This window comes from Pseudomonadales bacterium, assembly GCA_024234435.1.
Taxonomy (GTDB): domain Bacteria; phylum Pseudomonadota; class Gammaproteobacteria; order Pseudomonadales; family Porticoccaceae; genus JACKOF01.
The window spans coordinates 1,710,052-1,731,973 of sequence record JACKOF010000001.1 but is presented as its reverse complement, the minus strand read 5'-3'; the positions used below and the strand labels follow the sequence as shown (position 1 = coordinate 1,731,973).

Below are 21,922 nucleotides of genomic sequence, written 5' to 3'. Positions count from 1 at the left end.
TGTTAATCGAGGCTAGCCATCTGATATAAAAGCCCAAATTACTATGGCGTAAAGCCTTTTTCTGGGGCAGAATTACACGTCTCAAGTGTGCGCTTCGGCGCATTTTTTATTTTATTCTTGCTGTCCGGGAGATTCCTTTGAAACAACAAGAACATGCCTCTTCTGGCGATCAATTATCAAACGTTGATGACTCCTGGAGTGTTGATGACTCCGCACAGCTTTACGGAGTAGAGCGGTGGGGGAATGATTATTTTGGCTTGTCTGTCGATGGCCAGGTAACGGCGAAGACACTGAATACTTCTGTGCCGTTGATGGATATTGTTGACGGGATGATTGAGCGTGATCTGCAAATGCCGGTGTTACTGCGGATTGAGAACATTCTCGATGCTCAGATTATGCGCCTCAACGAAACCTTTCGTGAGGTTATCGATAAGCTGGGATACCAGAATATTTACCGTGGTGTTTACCCTATCAAGGTCAACCAGCAAGCTCAGGTGGTGGAAGAAATTGCCCATTTTGGCGCTCGTTATCAGCATGGTTTTGAGGTGGGTAGTAAACCTGAAATGATTGCGGCACTGTCCACTCTTGAAGAGCCAGGTAGTCTCATTATCTGCAACGGCTACAAGGATCAGGAGTTTATTGACCTAGGGCTTCAGGCCATAAAGCTCGGCTTCAACTGTTTTTTTGTGATTGAAACGCCCGTTGAGTTGCCATTGATTATCGAACGTAGCAAGGCTCTCGATATTTCGCCTACCGTGGGTGTGCGCATCAAAATGACCAGCCGGGTTAGCGGACACTGGAATTCCACCAGCGGTGATCGCAGCGTGTTTGGTCTCACCTCAACCCAGCTGATTGAGGTTGTGGACACGCTAAAGCAGGAAGGCATGCTCGACTGCCTCAAGTTGTTGCACTGCCACCTCGGTTCTCAGATTCCGAATATTCAGGATATTCGCGGTGGTGTGATTGAAGCCTGTCGTCACTATGTGGATCTGGTGAGGGAGGGGGCATCGCTGACGCATATCGACCTTGGCGGAGGGCTGGCTGTTGACTATTCCGGCGCCCAGAGTAGCGAAGAGCAGAGCCGCAATTACGGTTTGGCGGAATATTGCGAAGATATTGTTGATACGCTGATCAGCACATTGGGTGAATACGATATTGATCATCCGGTAATTGTGACCGAATCTGGTCGAGCAACGGTGGCTTATTCTTCGGTGCTACTGTTTAACATTCTTGATACCACCAGCTTTGAGGCGATTAACCTGCCGGATACCAGTGCGGATGATCACCCCTTAATCAGCCAGTTGCGCGAAATACGTGGCTATCTGGAAGCTCGCAGGGCTCAGGAATGCTACAACGATGCCCATTTCTATCGCGATGAAGTGCGCGCGCTATTTAAGCGCGGCCAGATTACCCTGCGACAGATGTCGATTGCTGAAAATCTGTTTCTGGACATTTTGCACTGCATTGCCGAACTGATCGAATCCATGGAGCGGGTTCCATCAGATCTGGAAGGCCTGAAATTCTCACTGGCGGATATCTATTACGGTAATTTCAGTCTGTTTCAATCGCTGCCCGACATCTGGGCGATCGATCAATTGTTTCCGATAATGCCCATTCACAGGCTTGATGAAAGACCTGACCGGCAGGCGGTTCTGGCCGATATCACCTGCGATTGTGATGGAAAAATTGACCGGTTTATCAGTGAGTCAGAGGTTGAAAAAACCTTGCCATTGCATAGTTTGAAGGACGCCGAAGAATACTACCTTGGGGTATTTCTGGTAGGGGCCTATCAGGAGACACTGGGTGATTTGCATAACCTGTTTGGTGATACCAATGTGGTGAGCGTTCGCCTCAATAGTGATGGTGGTTTTGAATTTGTGAAGGAAATTCACGGCGACAATATTGCCGATGTGTTGAGTTATGTAGAGTATCAGCCGTCTGCCATGCAACTGCGCTATCGCAATACTGCAGAGCGGGCCGTCAGAGAAGGGCGTATTACTGCACGCGAACGTCAGCAAATGATTAAGACGTTCAATGCGAGTATGCAGGGGTATACTTATTACGAGAAAGAAGATTAATGGAACAATAGTAACGTTTCATCGACAGTCGTTTTATTTTTTTTCAGGTTTTCGCTCGAGATTAAGGAGTAATTGTTGTGTCCAGAGTATTAATTATTGGTGCCGGTGGCGTCGGTCAGGTAGTTACGCATAAATGTGCACAGGTTGCCGAGGTGTTTTCCGATATCACCCTGGCCAGCCGCAATGAAGAAAAATGCAAAGCCATAGCTGCGCAAATTGGCGGACATATTAAAACCGCGCAGGTTGATGCCGATAATGTGCCGGAGCTGGTGACGCTGATTAACAGCATCAAACCGGAACTGGTGATTAACGTTGCTCTGCCGTATCAGGATCTCACCATTATGGACGCCTGCCTCGAGACAGGTGTTAACTATCTGGATACCGCGAATTACGAGCCTTTGGATACCGCCAAATTTGAATACAAGTGGCAGTGGGCTTATCAGGAAAAGTTTGAAAAAGCGGGCTTGATGGCGCTGCTCGGTTCCGGGTTTGATCCCGGTGCGACCAACATGTTCACTGCCTATGCCGCAAAACATTATTTTGACGAAATTCATACCCTGGATATTATCGATGTCAATGGTGGTGATCACGGTTATCCGTTTGCTACCAATTTCAATCCGGAAATTAACATTCGAGAAGTAACAGCTGAATGTCGTCACTGGGAAAATGGTGATTTTGTAACGACCCCGGCCATGTCACATCATCAGCCATTTACGTGCCCTGATGGTGTTGGTACGTACAACATTTACCGAATGTATCACGAAGAGCTGGAGTCTCTCACCAAACATTTTCCAACGCTTAGAAAAGCTCAGTTCTGGATGAGTTTTGGTGAAAGTTACCTCAAGCATCTGGAAGTGCTGGGCAACGTGGGTATGACCGGTATCGAGCCGGTTGAGTTTCAGGGGCAGCAGATTGTCCCGATTCAATTTTTGAAAGCACTGCTGCCGGACCCCGCCAGTTTAGGCCCGCGAACCAAGGGTAAAACTTGTATTGGCTGTGTGGTGACCGGACTCAAAAATGGTCAGGAAAAAACCATCTATATCTACCAGATCAAAGATCACCAGGACTGCTACCAAGAAGTCCAATCCCAGGCGATTTCCTACACCACCGGCGTGCCAGCCATGATCGGTGCCAAAATGATGCTGGAAGGTAAGTGGATGAAGCCGGGGGTGTGGAACATGGAACAGCTTGATCCGGACCCCTTTATGGATGACATGAATCGTTACGGCTTGCCCTGGCAAATAATAGAAGACTATCAACTTTAGCACCGCCAACGCATTGATGGCCGATAACGATGCTAACGCTTGAATATGAAACGAGCTGCATATGATTGATATTGTCGCAACCTTTATTATCTTCTTTGCCGTTATCGATCCGGTTGGAACTATCCCCGTATTTATTGCGGTGACAAACCAATACGACGACAAGGCCAGACGAAAAATTGCGCTGATAGCGACGCTGGTTTCTGCCGCAATTCTATTGTTCTTTGTGGTCGCGGGGGAGTTGATTCTGACCGCAATGTCGGTTCCGCTTGCGGCTTTTCAGATTGCCGGCGGCATTGTGTTATTCATTTTTGCGTTATCGATGATTTTTGGTGAGAGTAAACCTGAAGAAGAATTGCGTATTGTCGAAGATCATCATGACACGGCCATTTATCCTCTGGCTGTACCTTCAATTGCTGGCCCGGGTGCGATGCTGGCCGCAGTACTGATGACCGAGAGTGCCCACTTTAATCTCTGGCAGCAGGCCCAAACCGTAGGTGTCATGTTTTCCGTGCTGTTGGTGACTTATATTCTGATGATGGCCTCAGGGCATATCAATAAGTTGATTGGCAGCAGCGGGGCAAGCGTAGTCAGTCGGGTTATGGGACTTGTGCTGTCTTCGGTAGCCGCGGCCAATACACTTTCCGGTATCAGGCTGTATTTCAATTTGTAACGATAGCCTGCAAAAAAAGCCAGAGGATGACATGATCAAGACACTGTTGAAGCGCTGATGACGTGGAGATAAATAATGAATGAAGTTCTGAAAAAACTGAACAGTGAGGAGTTGATGAATACGTCAATGGATATATTCATGACTTACGGCATGAAGCTATTCACTGCGTTGATTGTTCTGGCGGTCGGTTGGTGGGTGATTGGCCGAATGATGGATATTATGGACAGGGGGCTGAATAAGGCGAATACAGAAGCAACACTGGCCCGTTTTCTTCACAGTATTGTGTCCATCTTTTTGAAAGCGATTTTACTGGTGATTTTTGCCTCAATGGTTGGCGTTGAAACCACTTCGCTTATTGCTTTGTTGGGCGCAGCAGGTCTGGCTGTTGGCCTGGCATTGCAAGGCAGCTTGTCGAATTTTGCTGGTGGTGTGCTGATTCTATTCTTTAAACCGTTTAAAGCGGGAGATGAAATTGAGGCTCAGGGCTATCGCGGGGTGGTGCAGGAAATACAGATATTTAACACAATTCTGCTGACTCGCGATAACGAGAAAATCATCATTCCAAATGGCACGCTATCAAATGGCTGTGTTAAAAATATCTTCTGTGAGCCTGTGCGAAGGGTGGATATGACTTTTGGTATCAGCTACGAAGACGATCTGCTCAAGGCGAAGGAGATAATTCGTGCAGAATTATCCAAGGATGAAAATATTCTGGATACCCCGAAGCCGGATATTTTTATCAGTGCTCATGCAGACAGTTCCATAAATATTCTGGTCAGACCGTGGTGCCAGTCAGCTAAATACTGGGAGGTGTACTTCGGTACTCACGAACGCCTCAAACTAGCCTTCGATAAGGCTGGCATTACAATCCCTTTCCCGCAGCGCGATGTGCATATCAGGCAGGCAAACTGAAACAGACAGTTTTCTGTCCTGAGGGAAAATCAACCGGATGCCTGTCATTGCCTTCGCTGTGACAGGTGTTAGCTGATAGCATTAATTAAAGTGCTGGTCATGCCCGCGTTAGATTGAACGTTCACTATAAAATGATACTTTTGTTTCCTTGCAGGGATGTCTGCAAGCATATTACTCTCCCATTTCGCAAAAAAATGATGATAATAAGCCCCCTTTAAATCAATATGGCTAAATCTTTGAAAGCAACCAGTTTTGAGCATTTTGATGCTGCCCGAGTGCCTTCCCCCTGTTTTGTCGTGGATGAAATGGCGGTTGAAAGTAACCTGAAAATATTGAACAGGGTTCAGCGCGAATCTGGCGCAAAAGTATTGATGGCACTAAAGGCATTTTCGATGTTTAGTCTGGCGCCGTTGATCCGTCGCTATTTGAGTGGTACTTGCGCCAGTGGTTTGCACGAAGCCCGGCTGGGAAAAGAGGAGTACGGCGGTGAAGTGCATGTGTTTTCCGCCGCATTTACCGAACCGGATCTCACGGGAGTATTACCATTTGCCGATCATGTGGTGTTTAACTCTTTTGGCCAATGGCATCGTTTTCAGTCGCTTGTAGAGCAGGCCCGGCAACAGCGACCGGGGATACAGTTTGGCTTGCGAATTAATCCGATGCACTCCGAGGGTGCTGTGCCCATTTATGACCCCTGCGCACCCTGTTCCCGGCTTGGGATACCGCGTTGCGAATTCGAAGGAGAAGATCTTTCAGGTATTAGCGGATTACATTTTCACACCCTTTGCGAGCAGGGTTTTGAACCATTGGATCGAACACTGGATGTGGTTGAACGGGATTTTGGCGATTATCTGCATCAGATGGAGTGGGTTAATTTTGGGGGTGGTCACCATATTACCCGTGAGGATTATGCGGTGGATGCCTTGATAGCGCGTATCAAGGCATTTCAGGCAAAATACCATGTGCAGGTTTATCTGGAGCCGGGTGAGGCCATTGCCATTCATACGGGTGTTTTGGTGGGTGAAGTGCTCGATATTACTCACAACCAGATGGCGCTGGCGATACTGGATTGTTCAGCCACCTGCCATATGCCTGATACGTTGGAAATGCCTTACCGGGCGGAAGTGTTTACTGCAGGAGAGGCGAACGAAAAGGCCCATACCTACCGTTTGGGTGGGCCGAGTTGCCTTGCTGGCGATGTAATGGGTGATTACAGCTTTGAGCAACCGCTACAGATAGGTCAGCGGTTGATGTTTGACGATATGGCCCACTACACCATGGTTAAAACCACCACATTTAATGGTATCAAACTGCCATCAATTGCCATCTGGAATTCGGAAACGGATCAACTGAGAATCGTGAAAGAATTTGGCTACGAAGACTTCAAAAATCGTCTATCCTGAGTTATATAGCCGATCTTGATAACTATAAAAGCTGAGTGAGAAAACAACATGCAGGAATTTGATCAACTGGCTGCGCCGGGTTTTCCGGTTTTCCTTGGTTCGGAATTTAAACAGCCGAAACCGCAAGACGCCTTTTTCCATATTCTTCCAGTGCCGTACGAAGAGTCAGTTTCCTATGGCGCGGGTACCGCACAGGGCCCGGCGGCTATTCTGGAGGCCTCCTGGCAGCTTGAGTCATGGGATGGCAAAAGTAACCCGGGCCGCAAAGGTATTTACACACACCCGCCAGTTCAGCCGGGTAATGGTGCAGAGCAAACTATTGAGAATATTGCCAGTGCTACCCGGTCAATTGTCGAGCAGGGCGGTTTTCCTATTGTTCTGGGCGGAGAACATACCGTCACCTACGGTGTTATTCAGGGGTTGCTGGCAGCGGGCATGGATGATATCGGTGTGGTTCAGATTGATGCTCATGCGGATCTCAGGGAGGCTTATGAGGGTAATCCTTATAGTCACGCTTCGGTCATGAAGCGGATTGTTGATCTTGATATTCCCCTGTTTCAGCTGGGTATTCGGGCATACTGCGAAGAAGAAAAAAATACCAGAAAAACTTACGGTGTTGAATATGTGGATGCGGAGGTTCTGGTGCCGCGAAATGTCCAGTCGGTCGACTTGCCCGATGACTTTCCGAATAATGTTTTTTTTACACTGGATATTGATGGTATGGATCCATCGATTTTTCCATCAACAGGCACGCCGGTACCCGGTGGCCTTGGTTGGTATCAGACACTGGGGTTATTTGAATCAGTTGCCAGGCAGCGTCAGATTATCGGTTTTGACTTGATGGAGTTTGCCCCTATTGAAGGCTTTCATTGTTATCAGTTTTCTGCGGCACTACTGGCTTACAAAATGATGGGTATTGTTGAGCGTCAAGGCTGATTGCTCTGTTTATGAGTACTGTTTTTGAAGGCCCATTTGGTGCAGATGGGCCCTAATAACTCGAAAATGACTGTTCCACCAATTGCCAGATTCATGATCAGATCCGCTTGCCGCTCAAAGAAATGGGACGCGATCAAGGCCATACCCATTGCAACACCGGCTTGCGGCAGCATGGCGATACCATAGTAGAAACCCTCGCGCAGGGGTAGTCCGACAGCTTGACCAACCACGGCTCCGCCCACCACTTTACCTATAGTACGGCACAACAGATAAACGGCTCCTGCTGAACCGATAGCTGACAGGGATGAGATCTCAAGAGATGCACCGGCAAAGATAAAGAACAGGGCGATAAACGGCCACTCTATACCTTCAATAGCATGGAAAGGCCGACGGTGATGACGTGCGATATTTCGAACCGTGATGCCCATAACCATGGATGCCAGTAGATAGGATGTTTCCAGCCAGATAGCCAGCCCGGAACAGAGCATAATCAGGCCAATAGCTTCAACCAGGGTGGGCTCACCGGGTTGTAGCCGACCTGTTAAAAAGGCCATGGGGATGCCCAATGCCAGACCGAGCATGCTTGCTGTGCCTATTTCGGTGAGGCCGTCAATGATGGGCGATGTTCCGTTACCATTGCCGTTGGCGGACACCGATATGGCCAGACACAGGCTGAAGATAACCAGCCCCCAGATATCATCAAGCGTTACAATGCTCAGTAGGTTCTCACTGAATCGATTACTGCTGCCTGATTCCCTGATCACGTCAACAGTGGCGGCAGGATCTGTTGCCGTTGCAATGGCTGCAATCACCAGAGCGATATGCCAGGGCAGAGCAATCAGTGTTAGGCCTAGAAAAACGGCCAGTAGTGTGGTCAGAGCCACACCTGATGACAGCGCCAGAATGAGTTTTTCCTGGCTTCTGAGAAAAAATTTGGTGAGTCGTCCGCCAAGTAGAAAACCGACCATTGACAGAGCCAGAGCAGAAAACATTTCCAGCCAGACTTGATGATTCCCCTGGAATAGATCAAACCCCGCAGGACCAATCACAAAGCCAAGCAACAACAGCGTGGTGACTCTGGGTAGCCGGGTTGCAGACCCCAACCAGTTAGCAAGAAGACTGAGTAACAGCAGAAGGCCGATTAGAATAAAAGTAATGGCGATCTCTTCGTGCATGACTTGCTCGCAGTTCGTGGGTCAGTTATCAAGAGCCATTTTGTCCGCAAACAAATTGTGAGTGCAAGGGTGTGCCATTATCGAATCAGCCATAGCTGATGCTTGATTCAACTTCGGCGTCATGTTCCGGGTCAACTTCACCCTGTCGGTGTGTTTTTGCCAGCAGCAAATACACGCAAGGCAGTACAAACAGGGTGAATACGGTGCCTATCACCATTCCAGCAACCAGAATAATACCGATGCTGTTGCGAGCTTCGGCACCGGCGCCGCTTACCAGGATCAGCGGGAAATGCCCCAGCGCAGTGGCCGCAGTTGTCATTAATACCGGGCGTAAACGAGTTTCTGCAGCGTTCTTGATCGCCTCAAGCTTGCTGAACCCTTCAGACTGTAAGTGATTGGCAAACTCTACAATGAGAATGGCATTTTTGGCTATCAGACCGACCAGCGTAATAAAGCCGATTTGCGAGTAAATGTTGATAGTAGTCCAGCCTAAAAACGGGAACAGCAAGGCGCCAGCCAGTGCCAGAGGAACCGAGCCGAGTAAAACAACTAACGGGTCACGAAAACTGTTGAACTGTATGGCTAGTACAAAATAAACAAATAACAGCGCAATAGCCAATACACCCACCAGGGTGCTGCCTTCCTGTCTGAGCTGACGGGATTCTCCGGCGTAATCAAGTGTGTAATCAGCGGGTAACAGTTCCGCCGCACTTTTTTCTAGCAATGTTAGCCCCTGCTCTTTTGTGGTGCCGGGCAGCATGCCGCCGTAAATACGAAAGGCTCGCTTTTGCTGGAATTTGCTCAGCACCCTTGGCGCAACCCGCTCCTCCAATTTGGCGATGGCTGAAAACGGGATTAACTCACCTTGGGGGGTACGTATTTGCAGGTCGAGAATGGCTTCAGGGGTCAGGCGGGATTGCCCCTTGATCATGGGAATAACCTGATAAGCTTTGCCTTCAAGGTCAAAACGGTTGATATAGTTACCGGAAAGTAAAACCCCGAGCTGACGACTGACCGAGGCCAGGTTCATGCCCTGTTCGGCGATACGCTCTCTATCCAGAATAAAGTGTGCTTCGGGTAAATCTACTCTCAGGTCGGTGTCTACAAACATGAACATGCCGCTGGCGTAGGCCGCGGCAATCATTTTCTCGGCATAAGTACGCATTTCTTCCGGTGAGGATTGAGACTGCACTACCAGTTCAACATCAAAGTTGCCTGCCGTCGGCAATGCGGGTGATAGAGTGGGGAAAACCCGCAAACCGGTTACCTGCGAGGCGAGGCCAAAAACCTGTGGTAACTTCTCCTGAACAGTCTGGTCCCGCTTTTCAAACTCTGTGAAGTTGAGGCCACCAAAGGCTGCGCCAGGGCGGATAATTTGCCACATGAAAATGGAATCCGGTGTCTGAAAAAGTGTGTCAATGACGTCGTGCATGTAGTCCGTGGTGTAGGCCAGCGAGGCGTTGGATGGGGCTTCAACAATAATACTGATATCGCCTTGGTCCTCAATAGGCGCCAACTCCTTTTGAGAGAATAAGTACAGTGGGGCAATTAACAGGGAAAGGAATACCCCGGCAAAGAGAATTTGTGTTTGCCAGCTGAAAATTCGCTCTAATAAACGACCATAAAAATCGTGAAGTTTGTCGAACTGTTTATTCACCCATAGCGTCGCCGGACTTTCGCGGCCACCCTCTGGATTAGCGTAGGCGCTCATAATAGGCGAGAGTGTGAGAGCAACCACGCCGGAGATAATCACGGCAATCGAAAGGGTAAAAGCAAACTCTTTAAATAGCACGCCGGTAAGACCGGACAAAAAACCAATTGGCGCGTAAACAGCGGCCAGTGTAATGGTCATGCCAATAATGGGGGTGAGTAATTGGCGGGAGCTGGATAGCGCTGCCTGCAATCGGGTTTTCCCCTCGCGCATATAGCGAGAGACGTTCTCGACCACCACGATAGCATCATCTACCACCAGCCCCACGGAGAGCACGATTGCCAGAATGGTTAGCAGGTTCAGCGAGAAACCCATGATCGTCATGGCCGCTGTAGCCCCCAGCAGAGAGATAGGGATAGTTATCAGTGGTACGATGGCGGTGCGGATTGAGCCCATTAAAGCCAGTACCACCAAGCCAACCAGCAATACAGTTTCGGCCAGCGTGGTAAAGATTTCGCGGATGGCATTCCTCATATAGAGTGTGCCATCAAAGCCGATACGAACCTCCAGACCGTCAGGCAGGGTAGGGTTAATCAGATCCAGCATTTTGTAGAGCTGATCACCGATTTCTATCTCATTGGCGCCGGGCAAAGGCCAAACTGAAATATAAACAGCATCCTTTTGGCTCAGTCGTCCGTTCACTTCGCCTTCTTCTTCGCCCAACTCAACGCTGGCGATATCTTTCAGCCGCACCAGAGTGTTGTCGTTTTCTACGACAATGAGGTTTTCAAAATCACTGACATTTTGCAATGTGGTGTTGGCCAGCATATTGATACGTTGCTGGTTGTTTTTGCTGTGGCCGAAAGTAGCGATAACATTGTTGGCACTCAGTGCGTTTCGGACATCTTCGGCGCTAATGTTGAACGAGTTCAGTTTAACCGGATCAATCCATACCCTCATTGCAGGGCTGCGTCGTCCTTCGATACCAATACGCTGGACTCCGTTGATCGATGACAGAACAGGGTTGACGTTGCGGATGAGGTAGTCCGTGACCGCCGCGCGGGAAAATCCCTCTGTGAGCACATCAAGATAAAATACAGCAAAAGGCCGGTCGGCACGTTGTACAGTGACGTATGGATCCTCTGCACCAGCAGGCAGTTCAAACCGTATTTCGTCGAGCCTGCTCGATAATTCAGCAAGTGCGTCAGTGCTATTTTGGTTGAGTTGCATCCAAACGGTAACGGTGCTGTGGCCCGCAGTAGTGTTGGAGTCGACATAGTCAACGCCGGGAACCGTGGATGCGACTCTTTCGATGGGGTCAGTGATAAAGCCCTGAACGACTGCGGCAGAGGCGCCGACATAGTTAGTGGTGATAATCAGTGAAGAGCTTTCCATCTGCGGGAATTGCAAGACCGGGAGCTCAAAGGCAGAGCGCAGTCCGGCGATCACCAGCACCAATGATACCACCACCGCGAGTACCGGGCGGGTGACGAAAACGTCCATGATGCTGGGACTGCCATAGGTCTTTGACACGGTTATTCTCCCTGGCCTGCGTTATCGCTTTTCGGCGACCGCTGTTTGACGTACACCAGTACATTTTCTCTTAACTTAAAGGCGCCGTGGGTGGCTATCAGTTCGCCACCGGACAAACCTGAAATCACGCTGATCATGTCGTCGTCTTTCTTGCCAATAGTCACGGACTGGCGTTTAGCGCGGAAGGTGTGCTCCTTTTCTGCGGGAACCAGAATGTAGACGAATGCGCCCATCTGATCGTTCCGGTAAGCGGTAAGTGGAACTTGTGGTAGACGTTTTGAGTATGTGCTGTTAACGCTGACATTGACAATGGTGTTAGCTGGCAATGCCAGTTCTGCCGATAGTTTTGCCCGGTATTTTTGATTGCGGGAGTTGGGTGAAAGAGCGGGATCCTTCGCGATGATCTGTCCTGAAATTTGTTTAGTTGTCAGTCCTGGCAGACTGATAGAAACGTTAGTACCTAGCTTGATGCCTGTATGTTCAACAGGCATTTGGAAATCAACCCAGATAAAGTCGTTGATGCCGATAAGTTGAGTGATCAGCGTATTGGCCTGAATCAGCTCGCCTGCCTCCAGCTGGTGAATGCCAGCTTCGGCATCAAAAGGGGCGCGCAATGTTTTTTTATCGATAACGGATTGCAATGCTTCAATCTCAGCGGTGGCAATATCATGTTTTGCTTTGGCTTGGTCGAGCTGCTCTTCGCTTACTGTTTTTTTGGCAATTAGTTTTTCGATTCTCTTAAGGTCGATCAGTGCCAGTTCTGCTCGGGCTTTGGCTGCTTTTAGCTGGGCTTGTTCTTCCCGGCTGTCTATTTCCAATAAAACCTGCCCGCGTTCCACTTTCTCGCCAGCCTCGAATTTAACAGACGAAATGCGGCCTGCCAGCTCATTACGCAACTCAATACTCTGTGGTGCTACAACTTCACCAATGGTGTTAATTTGTTCACGAACCTCAGTCACCTTCACTGTGGTAACTTCAACGGTTTCGGAGGGTTCGGGAAATGATTCACCAAACTCTATCGCTTTTTTGATTTGCAGGGTTTTGTAACCAGCCAAAGCAGCGAAAACCAGCAGGCAGGCAATAATAGTGATGATCCAGCGGCGCGAATTCATAACGGTGTTTTCCTAACGTTCCTTGAAAGGCCTGGTTGGGAGCCGAAGGCCAATTTGTCCCCGTTTTGCAATCACAACAGATTGAGAAATTTGAATCTAAGGCTATTGTGACGACAATTTAAAGCAGGGTAGACATTACATGAGGCGAAATAAGAAATAAATGCAATTGATAGAAATTATCGAAAAACTAGGCTTGTTAGCCTGGGATTGCCGAGACAGGAGCGTGATAGGGATGGCTGGATTTAGCGAACAGAAAGTTAACAGGTCTCAGGGAGCAGACAGGAAAAGCTTGCTGTGTTCACTTCTTAGCTTATCTTTTTGTACTTTGCCATAGGTTGCTCGTGGCAGTTCCTGCTGAATGAATACCTTGGATAGTCGCTGGTATTTTGCCAGCTGCTCATTAGCCCAGCTTTGAATTTCCTCCGGTGTTGCGTTTGTATCGTCTTTAGGAACAATGACCGCTATCGGTGTTTCACTCCATCGCGGATGGGGCACGCCGACAACCGCGATCTCTTTTACTGCCGGGTGGTTCATAAGGACATCTTCGATGTCGGTGGCGTAGATATTAATACCGCCGGATTTGATCATGTCTTTCTTGCGACCCGAAATATACAGAAAACCATCTTCGTCAACCCTACCTAAATCACCACTTTTTAAGTAAGTTCTTCCTGATGGCGAAGTCCACACGGTTTCTTCAGTTAGATCGGGGCGATTGTAATAACCTTTCATCATGCCGGGGCCATAGGCAACGATTTCGCCTGTTTCCCCAACCGGCAGCTCTTTGCCTTCGTCATCGATAATAAGGATCTCTTCGAGCAGCCCCGCCTTGCCAACGGTGGTTGTTTTTCCTCGCTCGTAGTCGCCGGGCAGTGCTATGGTGAAGAAACCTTCTGTCATGCCATATACTTCGTAATGCCCGGTGTTTGGAAAACGTTCTTTCAGTGCTTCGCGTGTAGCTTTTGTTAATGGCTGGCCTGCGCTTACCAGCACTTGCAGCGATGACGTTTGCTGCGAATTATTATATTCAAGAAGAGCGATGTATTGAGCGGGAACCATGAAGCTATGGGTGCCGGACTCCTGTTCAACGGCGTTATAAAATGCTTCGGGAGTAAATTTCTCCAAAAGTACGACCTTGCCTCCGTAGTAGAGGGTAGGGAACATGGTTATCCAGGTACCGGATGCGTAAATAGGCGTTGCACATATTGCCGAGGAATATCGGGTGATGCCCAGTCCGGGAGCGAATCCGTAGCAATAGTTGAGTCGGCCGAAATGAGAGTGTTCTATTCCCTTGGGGGTGCCGGTAGTTCCAGATGTGTAAATAATGGTCATGGAATCTTGAGGGTGGATTTTGATCTTGGGGTTTTCTGTACTACTTTTTGCGAAGTAGTCGTTGGCTGACCGCCACCCCGCCGGGGGCTTGTCATCAGCGCTGCTTGCTGAGCGTTTATCGGAAGAGTTGTCGTCAGAACGGTAGTAGTAAAAGTTGCCTGGTGCTATTTGGGGTAGCTCAGTCTTGATGCTGTCGATAGCGGCAACAGTTGTTTTGTCGGTAAAAATAATTTCGCCGTCGGCTGAATCGATAAGCCTGGCCAATGTTTTTGTATCCAGCATGACATTCAATGGAACAATGACACAACCCGCTTTTATTGCACCCCAAAAAGTGACAAAGGAATGAATTGAGTTGGGCATTAGCATGCATACTTTTGAACCTTTGACGAAGCCGTCATGAATCAACTGGTTCGCAACCTGATTCGTGCTTTTGTTCAGCTCCTGCCAGGACAACCTGGTGCTTCCGCAAACCACCGCTGTTTCATCACGGTACATAACGGCATTTTTGCCGATAATGTCTGAGCATAAATGATCATTCTCATAGACGGGGGTGATGGACATTGTGGCTCCTTTTTTATTATCGCTTTGTTTTGGAAGTTTATAGTTGTTTTATTGCGAGCAATTGCTCACTAATTTAATATCTATTGTGATGTGATTTCAACCCTGTTTTCCTTAAATGCTTGTAATTTAATGGTATGACAAGTATTGTTTTTGTTCTTATGATATTTTAAAGTGAAGTTTAAGTTGAAATAAAAGCGAGTTATTGCTCATTTTTTGGAGTTTTAAGTGGTTGATGCGAAAAACAAGATAGTGGATATTGCCGCCCGTAAACCTGCAGTTGGCAAGCGCCAGGAAAAGGCGATAAAGCGCCGGAAGGAGCTTTCCAGTGTGGTGATTCGCCTGGTAAAAGAAAGAGGCTTTGATTCTATATCAGTCAATGAGGTTGCCGAGGAGGCCTCTATCAGTGTTGGCGGTCTCTATCGATACATTCAGACCAAAAATGATTTGCTGGAGCTGGTTTGCGATGAAATTAATCTCGCTCTGCTAGAGCAGATGAAAGAGGCGGCTGATCAGGAAAAAGGAATTGCTAACAAGCTGAGAGCGGCTATTACATTCTACTGGAAAAAACACTGGCAAGCGTCCGCAGCCATTACGATTGCCTATCGCGAATACCAGTCTTTGTCTGAGGAAGCCAAAGAGCGTTACACCCTTCAGGAACGTCAGATTGCGGAATATCTGGCCGATCTGATTCGTGCCGGTGTGCTGGTTGAAGAATTCAGAGCGGTGGACGAAAAAATGCTCGCTCACGAAATCATATTGCTGTCGCATATGAGGGCGCTTAAAGGTTGGGCCATTAAGGACAGGTCGCCTGAATATGTGCTTGAAGAACATCTTGATCTGATTTTTTCGCGACTTAGGCCAATTATCTAAACAGAATTATTTAAACATTGTATCTGGGGTTCCTTTAATGACTATTATTACTGCTGATAGCGAGTTGTATTTCGATCCTGCTGACATGAACACCGTTCGCAACCCGCACCCGTTGTTTGCTCGTCTACGAAAAGAGGAGCCGGTGCATTGGAGTGAGCCAATGTCGGCCTGGGTGGTAACCAGTTACGACCTCTCTTCCGAAGTGCTGACGATGAATCATCTGTATTCGGCTGAACGCCTTACGCAGGTAAAGAAGCACTTGCCTTCTGCCGCGAAGAGTGCCGCTGAACAAATCCTCAGATGGTTGGGGCACTGGATGGTATTCCGCGACCCGCCCGATCACACCCGGTTGCGTCGGCATATGGCAACGGTGTTGAATCCGGAAGTGTTTGATACCTTTCACGACCGTGTTTCTGATATTGCCAATATGTTGCTGGATAAAATTCCGAAGGGTGAGTCAGTCAATTTTTTGCAAGAGTTCGCCATTATGTTGCCTGGCATGGTTGTTATGGACTTGCTGGGTGTTGATCGCAGCCGATTACTTGAAGTTAAGAAATGGTCCGATGACATGATGCTGTTTATCGGCAGCGCCCGCGGTGTGCCTGATAAGTATGAGCGTGCAAAAAGCGGTGCGATTGCCATGGGAACCCTGTTCCAAGGCATGATTGAGGAGCGCCGGAAAGCGCCCAATGGGGATGTTTTGTCACAATTAATTCACTCAGAGATCAATGGCCGGTCTATGACGGATGACGAGCTGGTAGGCAGCATGATGATGGTGCTTAACGGCGGGCACGAAACCACCGCCAACCTGATTGATAACACCATGATGGCGCTTGCCAATAACCCCGATCAATTCAAACTGTTGAAAGAGAATCCGGCGCTTATTGATACCGCGGTGGAAGAATTTCTGCGCTACGACAGTCCGATTCTTTCTATCGGTAGGGTGGTAAAAGAAAATGTAGAACTTGGTGATAAACAGCTTCAGGCTGGAGAGCGCGTGTTTTCCATGCTGCTGTCGGCTAACCGCGATGAAGAGATATTTACTAACCCGCATCAGCTTGATATCACTCGAGATCCTAATCCGCATATGGCCTTTGGCAAGGGGCCGCATTTCTGTATGGGGACACCGCTTGCGCGGATAGAAGGAAAGATTGTGTTGCAGGCCATTATGGCGCGTTATGAGTCGATAACGCTGGATGAGGACATGTCGACAGTGCCGTGGATTAACTCAATGGTAACGCGTGGGCCATCACGACTTCAGGTAACACTTCGGTGAGTGACGATAACCGTATTTACGGGGAAGATTGTTACGAAGAGCAGTTTCCCTTGTCGCCTGTTGATGACTTTCTGATACACCAGACGCCAGACCCTGTTCGAGTTGCCTACACTACTGATCCACGGTTTTTTGAAAGACACTGGAATGTTTTTCATGACCAATCGGGGGACTTGCTCGTGGCAACGGGTGGCAGTTTTTATCCGAACCTTAATACCGCTGAAGCTTACGCCATAGTGACGTATAAAGGGATTCAGCGTTCCGTACGATCATTTCGCCGACTAAATAACGACCGGACCGATATTAGTGTTGGGCCAATCAAACCAAAAATTATCGCCGGTTTAAGGCATTGGCAACATGTTCTTGAAGACAATGATTACGGTATCAGTTTTGAGCTGGACTGGTTTGATTCCTTCCGGCAGGTTTATCGGTCGTCGTATTCTTCTTTGAGTGGTGGCCCGTTGCCGGGCAGTCAAAGGCATGTTACTGCAGGCTTTGAAAGCTTTGGCGAAGTTGAGGGCTGGGTGAAGTTTGGTGATCGTAAGATTGAGCTTTCCCGGGTTGAAGCGAGAGGAACCCGTGATCGTCATTGGGGAATTGGCCGAGGTGTCGGTGGGCCAAAATACCAACCCGACGGCAAAACGCCGAAAGCGGGATGGATAGGCGGAAACTGGGTGCAGTTTGATGACTTCGCGATATGGGGGAATATTGTCTTATACCCTTACGGCGACAGCCGGAAGGGGCACGGCAAAGTGGTAAAAATTGATCGTCGCTTACGCTTTGAGGACGATACAAAAATCTTTGTAGAAGGCGAAATCGATTACACGCTGGATTCCGGCGAAATCAAAACGGTGCATTACGAAAGGCTGGGTAATCAAACAGCTTATATGACCTGTGGGTTGTACGGTGGCACGCCCGACAACACAATTTTTCAGGGGGATTATGTTGGCGACAATGTTGTGCAGGGTGACGAATACGATCTCAGTGTTGCCGAGATCAAAAAACGCCTGTCTGGTTTGAATGAACATCATTGTCGCGTAACCTGCGATGGTCGGCAAACCACGGGTATTCTCCAACCACTGGAGCCTGACGCCTACGAAGCCTGTGTGCAAAAGCAGAAAGGCTGGGCTTTGCTTTAGGTGTTGAGCGCAGGAAGATTATGGAACAAGAGCAGAAACTGAAAACCCTCGAATCAGTACTGGAAGCCGTCTCAGAAAGTGTGGGGGACATAACGCCTATCGTGCTAGATAATTTTTTTGCACAGTATCCCGATGCCCGTGAGCTGTTTAACGAAAAGCGGTTGGAGCAAATGATGGTCGATCAGGCTCTGTACTGTGCAATGGTTTGGTTCAAAAGGCCAATGGAGGTAAAAATCCTGCTGAGGGAAACCATCTGCCACCACCACGGCGTTTTTAAGGTGCCAGCGGCTTTTTTCTCGGGATTATTCAAATCACTTCTGGATGTCCTGATTGCGGAAACCGTCGTCGAAAACAACGCGGCTCGAGAGGTTCTGGCTGAACTTCAGAGCGGGTTGCTGCTCATGGTTCAGCAGGCGGAAGTGGGCTGAGCGGCAGAGAGCCAGATGGTTCCTGTCTGGCCGGTTGGTGTTTGCGTTGTATTCTTGTTTTCGACAGCATCTTTGGTTTTCGTTACCCAAATAAACCGTTTCGGTTAACAGGCCCTCGTGCGGATTGCTTCCTGGTTATTCTGTTTATTACCTGTTTGTGAGAATCGTAGCCACTGTTTCTGTTGTGAGAGAGCCTTTCCTCATAATTCAACATATGTGTTGTAATATTGAAATGGCAGTGCTATCGTTAATGGAAACAGGGTACGGCTTTCATTCAGAAATAGTCGGCCTTTATTCTCCAGATTTATGACAGAATGAGCAGAGGTTTCAGGTTTATATGATCAGAGTAACGTTCATATCGGCGGATGATCAGGAACAGATCGTCAACGTCAGGGGCGGGGTTTCCGTTCAGGAAGCGGCTATTCAGAATGATGTGATTGGTATTGATGCTGACTGTGGTGGGGGCTGCTCCTGCGCTACATGCCACGTTTTTGTTGAAGACGAATGGTGCGAGAAAGTCGGCCCGCCTGGCGATCTTGAGGCATCAATGCTTGAATTGGTTCCTGGTTCCAGTAAAAACTCCAGACTGTCCTGCCAGATCAAACTGAATGATTCTCTGGATGGTCTTGTTGTACGCACGCCGGAAACTCAGGAAGGCTGCTAGTTCTTATACAACACTATGATTTAAAAGAAAATATTTTCGCAGAGAGTGCTTTGATTTGCTGCGAAAATTGCGAGAGGTATATGCTATGACTGCCCATCAACCGTTAAATCCAATGGCCGAGAAACCGGCTCATGTGCCAGAAGAACTGGTGCTGGATTTCGATATTTATCATCCCCCGGGGCTTGAAAACGGTTTCCACGAAGCATGGAAAACATTGCATGCAGAAGGGGTGCCGGACATTGTCTGGACTCCCTACAACGGGGGCCACTGGCTTACGGCGCGCACGGAAGCGATGACTGACGTACTTGAGCAGTACGAAACGTTCTCATCAAAAATCATTATTGTCCCCAAGGAAATGGGTAAGGATTACCATATTCTTCCCACGCACCTGAGTCCTCCGGAACATCGTCCTTATCGATTGTTGTTAAATACGGGGCTGTCTCCGAAAAAGATCAATGCTCTAAAGGATGACATGGAGCGAGTGGTTAGCGAGTTAATAGAAGCCGTACGTGAAAAGGGTGAGTGCTGTTATACCACAGAAATTGCCGAGTCGTTCCCGACGACTATTATTATGATGATTCTCGGGTTGCCCATTGAAGATGGCCCGTATCTTAAAAAGTACGCCGATCATATTATGCGGCCAGACGGCACAGTGAGCATTGCAGAAGCCGACCAGACCATTCTGGACTACCTGAAACCGGTCATTGAAGATCGCCGCAAAAATCCGCGTGACGATATGATCAGCGGGCTGGTCAATGGCACCATAGACGGGAAACCTCTACCCGACCATGATGCGTTTCAGTTGTGTGTAGAAATCATTATTGCCGGTCTCGATACGGTCGTGAATTTTCTGAATTTCATTATGCTGTTTTTGGCGGAGCACCCTGAAGAGCGGAAGCGTTTAGTAGAGGATCCATCGCTGATACCGGCTGCGGCAGATGAATTTGTAAGGCGTTACGGGTTGGTCGTAGTAGGGCGTCATATTGAACATGATGTGAATTTTCATGGTGTTGAGATGAAGGAAGGGGAGATGATTATCAACGCCACTTTCCTGCCAGCGCTGGATGACCGGGTAAACCCAGATCCTATGAAAGTAGACTTTGACCGTGAGAGTGTTGCCCATACTACGTTTGGGGCTGGCCCACATCGTTGCGCAGGGGCGCCTCTTGCTCGTGTGGAAGTGATCATGGCTCTCAAAGCCTGGTTGTCACGCATCCCTGATTTTGAAGTAAAGCCAGGGTCCGAGGTTACTTTTAAAGCAGGAACAGTCGGAAGCCTTGAAAACCTTCACCTTGTTTGGGATCCGGAAAAAACCACCTCAATTCCGGTATAAGGGTCACAGTTAAAAACACCAGCTTGGGCGGCTACAAGTGCTCTTGCTGGTGTTTTTTTGTCTAAAAAATACTCTTTTTATTACCTGTTTAAAAGCTCGCTAAATTTCTCTTCTTTGTGCTCGAAAATTAACCGTGCAACTTGATTCATATCAATGGTTATTGCCTCATTTTGTGTGAATATTAAATTCAACACACGTGTTGAATTTAATATTGTTTGGCCATATAAATACAGAATGAGAGGTAAGAAAAAATGACCGCGACGGCTGCCATGAGAGAATCTTTAAACCCGATTGCAGAAAAGCCCGCTTATATCCCGGATGAGATGGTTGTCGACTTTGATATTTACAACCCGCCGAATCTCCAGCAGGGTTTCCATGATGCCTGGAAGCAATTGCACGCAGAAGGCGTACCGGACGTTGTATGGACGCCCTACAACGGTGGTCACTGGCTGACCTGCCGTTTCAAGCCTGTTGAAGAAGTATTGAGCAACTATGAAACGTTTTCCTCACGATGTATTCTGGTGCCGAAAGAACGAGGCGAGGAGTACCATATTCTTCCCACACACCTGAGCCCACCTGAGCATAGACCTTATCGTGCGCTGCTAAATGCAGGCCTGTCTCCCAAGCGTATCAGTCAGATGCGATCTGAAATTGAAACGACAGTAGCGAAATTGATTGAAGGCGTTCGGGAACAAGGAGAGTGTTGTTTTACCTCGGATATTGCGGCGCCTTTTCCAACGCGTATTATTATGCTTATTCTTGGGTTACCACCTGAAGACGGCCCTTACTTGAAGCAATATGCTGATCAGGTGATGCGTCCGGATGGAACAATGGCAGTAAAGGATGCTGAGGCCAAAATACTCGAATACCTGACACCTGCTATTGCTTCGCGCAGGCTTAATCCGCGCGATGACATGATCAGTCACATGGTGAATGCCGAAATTGACGGCCAGCCATTACCTGATGATCATGCCTACCAGTTGTGTGTGGAAGTTATTATCGCGGGTCTCGATACCATCGTGAATTTCATGAACTTTGCCATGCTGTATCTGGCAGAAAACCCGGAACAACGCAGACGCTTGATTGAGAATCCAGATCTGATTCCAGCAGCTGCAGACGAATTTGTGCGTCGTTATGGTCTGGTTGTTGTAGGGCGTTATGTTGAAAAAGATGTCAGCTTTTATGGCGCAGAAATGAAGGCAGGTGACATGGTGATTAATGCCACTTTCCTGCCAGCGCTGGATGATCGCGTTAACCCCGACCCGATGAATGTGGATTTTGACCGCAAGAATGTTGAGCATGTTACCTTTGGTGCGGGGCCGCATCGTTGTGCAGGCGCGCCATTGGCAAGGGTGGAAATCATTGCGGCTCTGACCGCGTGGCTGTCGCGAATTCCGGATTTCGACGTAAAACCTGGTGCTGTTCCGAATTTCAAGGCTGGCACAGTGGGAAGTATGGAAGATCTGTATCTGGTCTGGGATCCGGCTACAACACGGTCGATCCCGGTTGAGTAGCGGGAGCCTCATTGATGAATATTGGCCCGATACTTTGGTATCGGGCCTTTTTATATGGGTGTCAGGGCTTTTCTGA

The 21,922-nt window shown here is 48.4% G+C and carries 17 protein-coding genes; 13 read left to right on the top strand and 4 right to left on the bottom strand.

What is annotated here, in order from left to right:
* Positions 1-137 precede the first annotated feature (137 nt).
* The 6 genes from speA to speB all read left to right on the top strand — a co-directional run bounded on the left by speA (position 138) and on the right by speB (position 7,264).
* Positions 138-2,078, top strand: a complete 1,941-nt coding sequence (gene speA / locus H7A02_08035; protein ID MCP5172196.1) for a biosynthetic arginine decarboxylase — start codon at positions 138-140, stop codon at positions 2,076-2,078.
* Positions 2,079-2,155: 77 nt separating this feature from the next.
* Complete coding sequence (locus H7A02_08030; GenBank protein MCP5172195.1) at positions 2,156-3,343, top strand: saccharopine dehydrogenase family protein; 1,188 nt, start codon at positions 2,156-2,158, stop codon at positions 3,341-3,343.
* A 61-nt stretch (positions 3,344-3,404) separates the two neighbouring features.
* Positions 3,405-4,013: a MarC family protein gene (locus tag H7A02_08025; GenBank protein ID MCP5172194.1), complete on the top strand. Its 609-nt coding sequence runs from the start codon at positions 3,405-3,407 to the stop codon at positions 4,011-4,013.
* 75 nt (positions 4,014-4,088) lie between these two features.
* Complete coding sequence (locus H7A02_08020) at positions 4,089-4,925, top strand: mechanosensitive ion channel (GenBank protein MCP5172193.1); 837 nt, start codon at positions 4,089-4,091, stop codon at positions 4,923-4,925.
* Between the two features lie 224 nt (positions 4,926-5,149).
* Positions 5,150-6,328 carry a carboxynorspermidine decarboxylase gene (gene nspC / locus H7A02_08015; GenBank protein MCP5172192.1) on the top strand — a complete coding sequence of 393 codons (1,179 nt, stop codon included), beginning with the start codon at positions 5,150-5,152 and terminating at the stop codon, positions 6,326-6,328.
* A 48-nt stretch (positions 6,329-6,376) separates the two neighbouring features.
* Positions 6,377-7,264 carry an agmatinase gene (gene speB / locus H7A02_08010; GenBank protein MCP5172191.1) on the top strand — a complete coding sequence of 296 codons (888 nt, stop codon included), beginning with the start codon at positions 6,377-6,379 and terminating at the stop codon, positions 7,262-7,264.
* On the opposite strand, the gene H7A02_08005 is transcribed toward speB, so the two are convergent.
* The 4 genes from H7A02_08005 to H7A02_07990 all read right to left on the bottom strand — a co-directional run bounded on the left by H7A02_08005 (position 7,255) and on the right by H7A02_07990 (position 14,625).
* A complete protein-coding gene (locus tag H7A02_08005; protein MCP5172190.1) occupies positions 7,255-8,439 on the bottom strand; it encodes a cation:proton antiporter in 1,185 nt (394 codons plus the stop codon). The genes speB and H7A02_08005 overlap by 10 nt on opposite strands.
* An 85-nt stretch (positions 8,440-8,524) precedes the next feature.
* Positions 8,525-11,593, bottom strand: a complete 3,069-nt coding sequence (locus tag H7A02_08000) for an efflux RND transporter permease subunit (GenBank protein MCP5172189.1) — start codon at positions 11,591-11,593, stop codon at positions 8,525-8,527.
* Positions 11,594-11,625: 32 nt separating this feature from the next.
* A complete protein-coding gene (locus tag H7A02_07995; protein MCP5172188.1) occupies positions 11,626-12,735 on the bottom strand; it encodes an efflux RND transporter periplasmic adaptor subunit in 1,110 nt (369 codons plus the stop codon).
* A 267-nt stretch (positions 12,736-13,002) separates the two neighbouring features.
* On the bottom strand, positions 13,003-14,625 hold the full coding sequence (locus H7A02_07990; GenBank protein MCP5172187.1) for an acyl--CoA ligase: 1,623 nt from the start codon (positions 14,623-14,625) through the stop codon (positions 13,003-13,005).
* A gap of 225 nt (positions 14,626-14,850) precedes the next feature.
* On the opposite strand from H7A02_07990, the gene H7A02_07985 reads away from it, so the two are divergent.
* From H7A02_07985 to H7A02_07955, 7 genes are all read left to right on the top strand, one after another.
* A complete protein-coding gene (locus H7A02_07985; protein MCP5172186.1) occupies positions 14,851-15,495 on the top strand; it encodes a TetR/AcrR family transcriptional regulator in 645 nt (214 codons plus the stop codon).
* 37 nt (positions 15,496-15,532) lie between these two features.
* Positions 15,533-16,771: a cytochrome P450 gene (locus H7A02_07980; protein ID MCP5172185.1), complete on the top strand. Its 1,239-nt coding sequence runs from the start codon at positions 15,533-15,535 to the stop codon at positions 16,769-16,771.
* 14 nt (positions 16,772-16,785) lie between these two features.
* Positions 16,786-17,907: a hypothetical protein gene (locus H7A02_07975; GenBank protein ID MCP5172184.1), complete on the top strand. Its 1,122-nt coding sequence runs from the start codon at positions 16,786-16,788 to the stop codon at positions 17,905-17,907.
* A 20-nt stretch (positions 17,908-17,927) separates the two neighbouring features.
* Positions 17,928-18,335 carry a hypothetical protein gene (locus H7A02_07970; protein ID MCP5172183.1) on the top strand — a complete coding sequence of 136 codons (408 nt, stop codon included), beginning with the start codon at positions 17,928-17,930 and terminating at the stop codon, positions 18,333-18,335.
* Between the two features lie 337 nt (positions 18,336-18,672).
* Positions 18,673-18,999, top strand: a complete 327-nt coding sequence (locus tag H7A02_07965) for a 2Fe-2S iron-sulfur cluster binding domain-containing protein (protein MCP5172182.1) — start codon at positions 18,673-18,675, stop codon at positions 18,997-18,999.
* A gap of 85 nt (positions 19,000-19,084) precedes the next feature.
* Positions 19,085-20,332: a cytochrome P450 gene (locus tag H7A02_07960; GenBank protein ID MCP5172181.1), complete on the top strand. Its 1,248-nt coding sequence runs from the start codon at positions 19,085-19,087 to the stop codon at positions 20,330-20,332.
* Positions 20,333-20,583: 251 nt separating this feature from the next.
* On the top strand, positions 20,584-21,846 hold the full coding sequence (locus H7A02_07955) for a cytochrome P450 (protein ID MCP5172180.1): 1,263 nt from the start codon (positions 20,584-20,586) through the stop codon (positions 21,844-21,846).
* Positions 21,847-21,922 lie beyond the last annotated feature (76 nt).

Bases quoted from the DNA above. Each gene is read 5' to 3' on its own strand.
- H7A02_08025 (MCP5172194.1), top strand. From the start codon at position 3,405: ATGATTGATATTGTCGCAACCTTTATTATCTTCTTTGCCGTTATCGAT.
- H7A02_08020 (MCP5172193.1), top strand. From the start codon at position 4,089: ATGAATGAAGTTCTGAAAAAACTGAACAGTGAGGAGTTGATGAATACG.
- nspC (MCP5172192.1), top strand. From the start codon at position 5,150: ATGGCTAAATCTTTGAAAGCAACCAGTTTTGAGCATTTTGATGCTGCC.
- speB (MCP5172191.1), top strand. From the start codon at position 6,377: ATGCAGGAATTTGATCAACTGGCTGCGCCGGGTTTTCCGGTTTTCCTT.
- H7A02_08005 (MCP5172190.1), bottom strand. From the start codon at position 8,439: ATGCACGAAGAGATCGCCATTACTTTTATTCTAATCGGCCTTCTGCTG.
- H7A02_08000 (MCP5172189.1), bottom strand. From the start codon at position 11,593: ATGGACGTTTTCGTCACCCGCCCGGTACTCGCGGTGGTGGTATCATTG.
- H7A02_07995 (MCP5172188.1), bottom strand. From the start codon at position 12,735: ATGAATTCGCGCCGCTGGATCATCACTATTATTGCCTGCCTGCTGGTT.
- H7A02_07990 (MCP5172187.1), bottom strand. From the start codon at position 14,625: ATGTCCATCACCCCCGTCTATGAGAATGATCATTTATGCTCAGACATT.
- H7A02_07980 (MCP5172185.1), top strand. From the start codon at position 15,533: ATGACTATTATTACTGCTGATAGCGAGTTGTATTTCGATCCTGCTGAC.
- H7A02_07970 (MCP5172183.1), top strand. From the start codon at position 17,928: ATGGAACAAGAGCAGAAACTGAAAACCCTCGAATCAGTACTGGAAGCC.
- H7A02_07965 (MCP5172182.1), top strand. From the start codon at position 18,673: ATGATCAGAGTAACGTTCATATCGGCGGATGATCAGGAACAGATCGTC.
- H7A02_07960 (MCP5172181.1), top strand. From the start codon at position 19,085: ATGACTGCCCATCAACCGTTAAATCCAATGGCCGAGAAACCGGCTCAT.
- H7A02_07955 (MCP5172180.1), top strand. From the start codon at position 20,584: ATGACCGCGACGGCTGCCATGAGAGAATCTTTAAACCCGATTGCAGAA.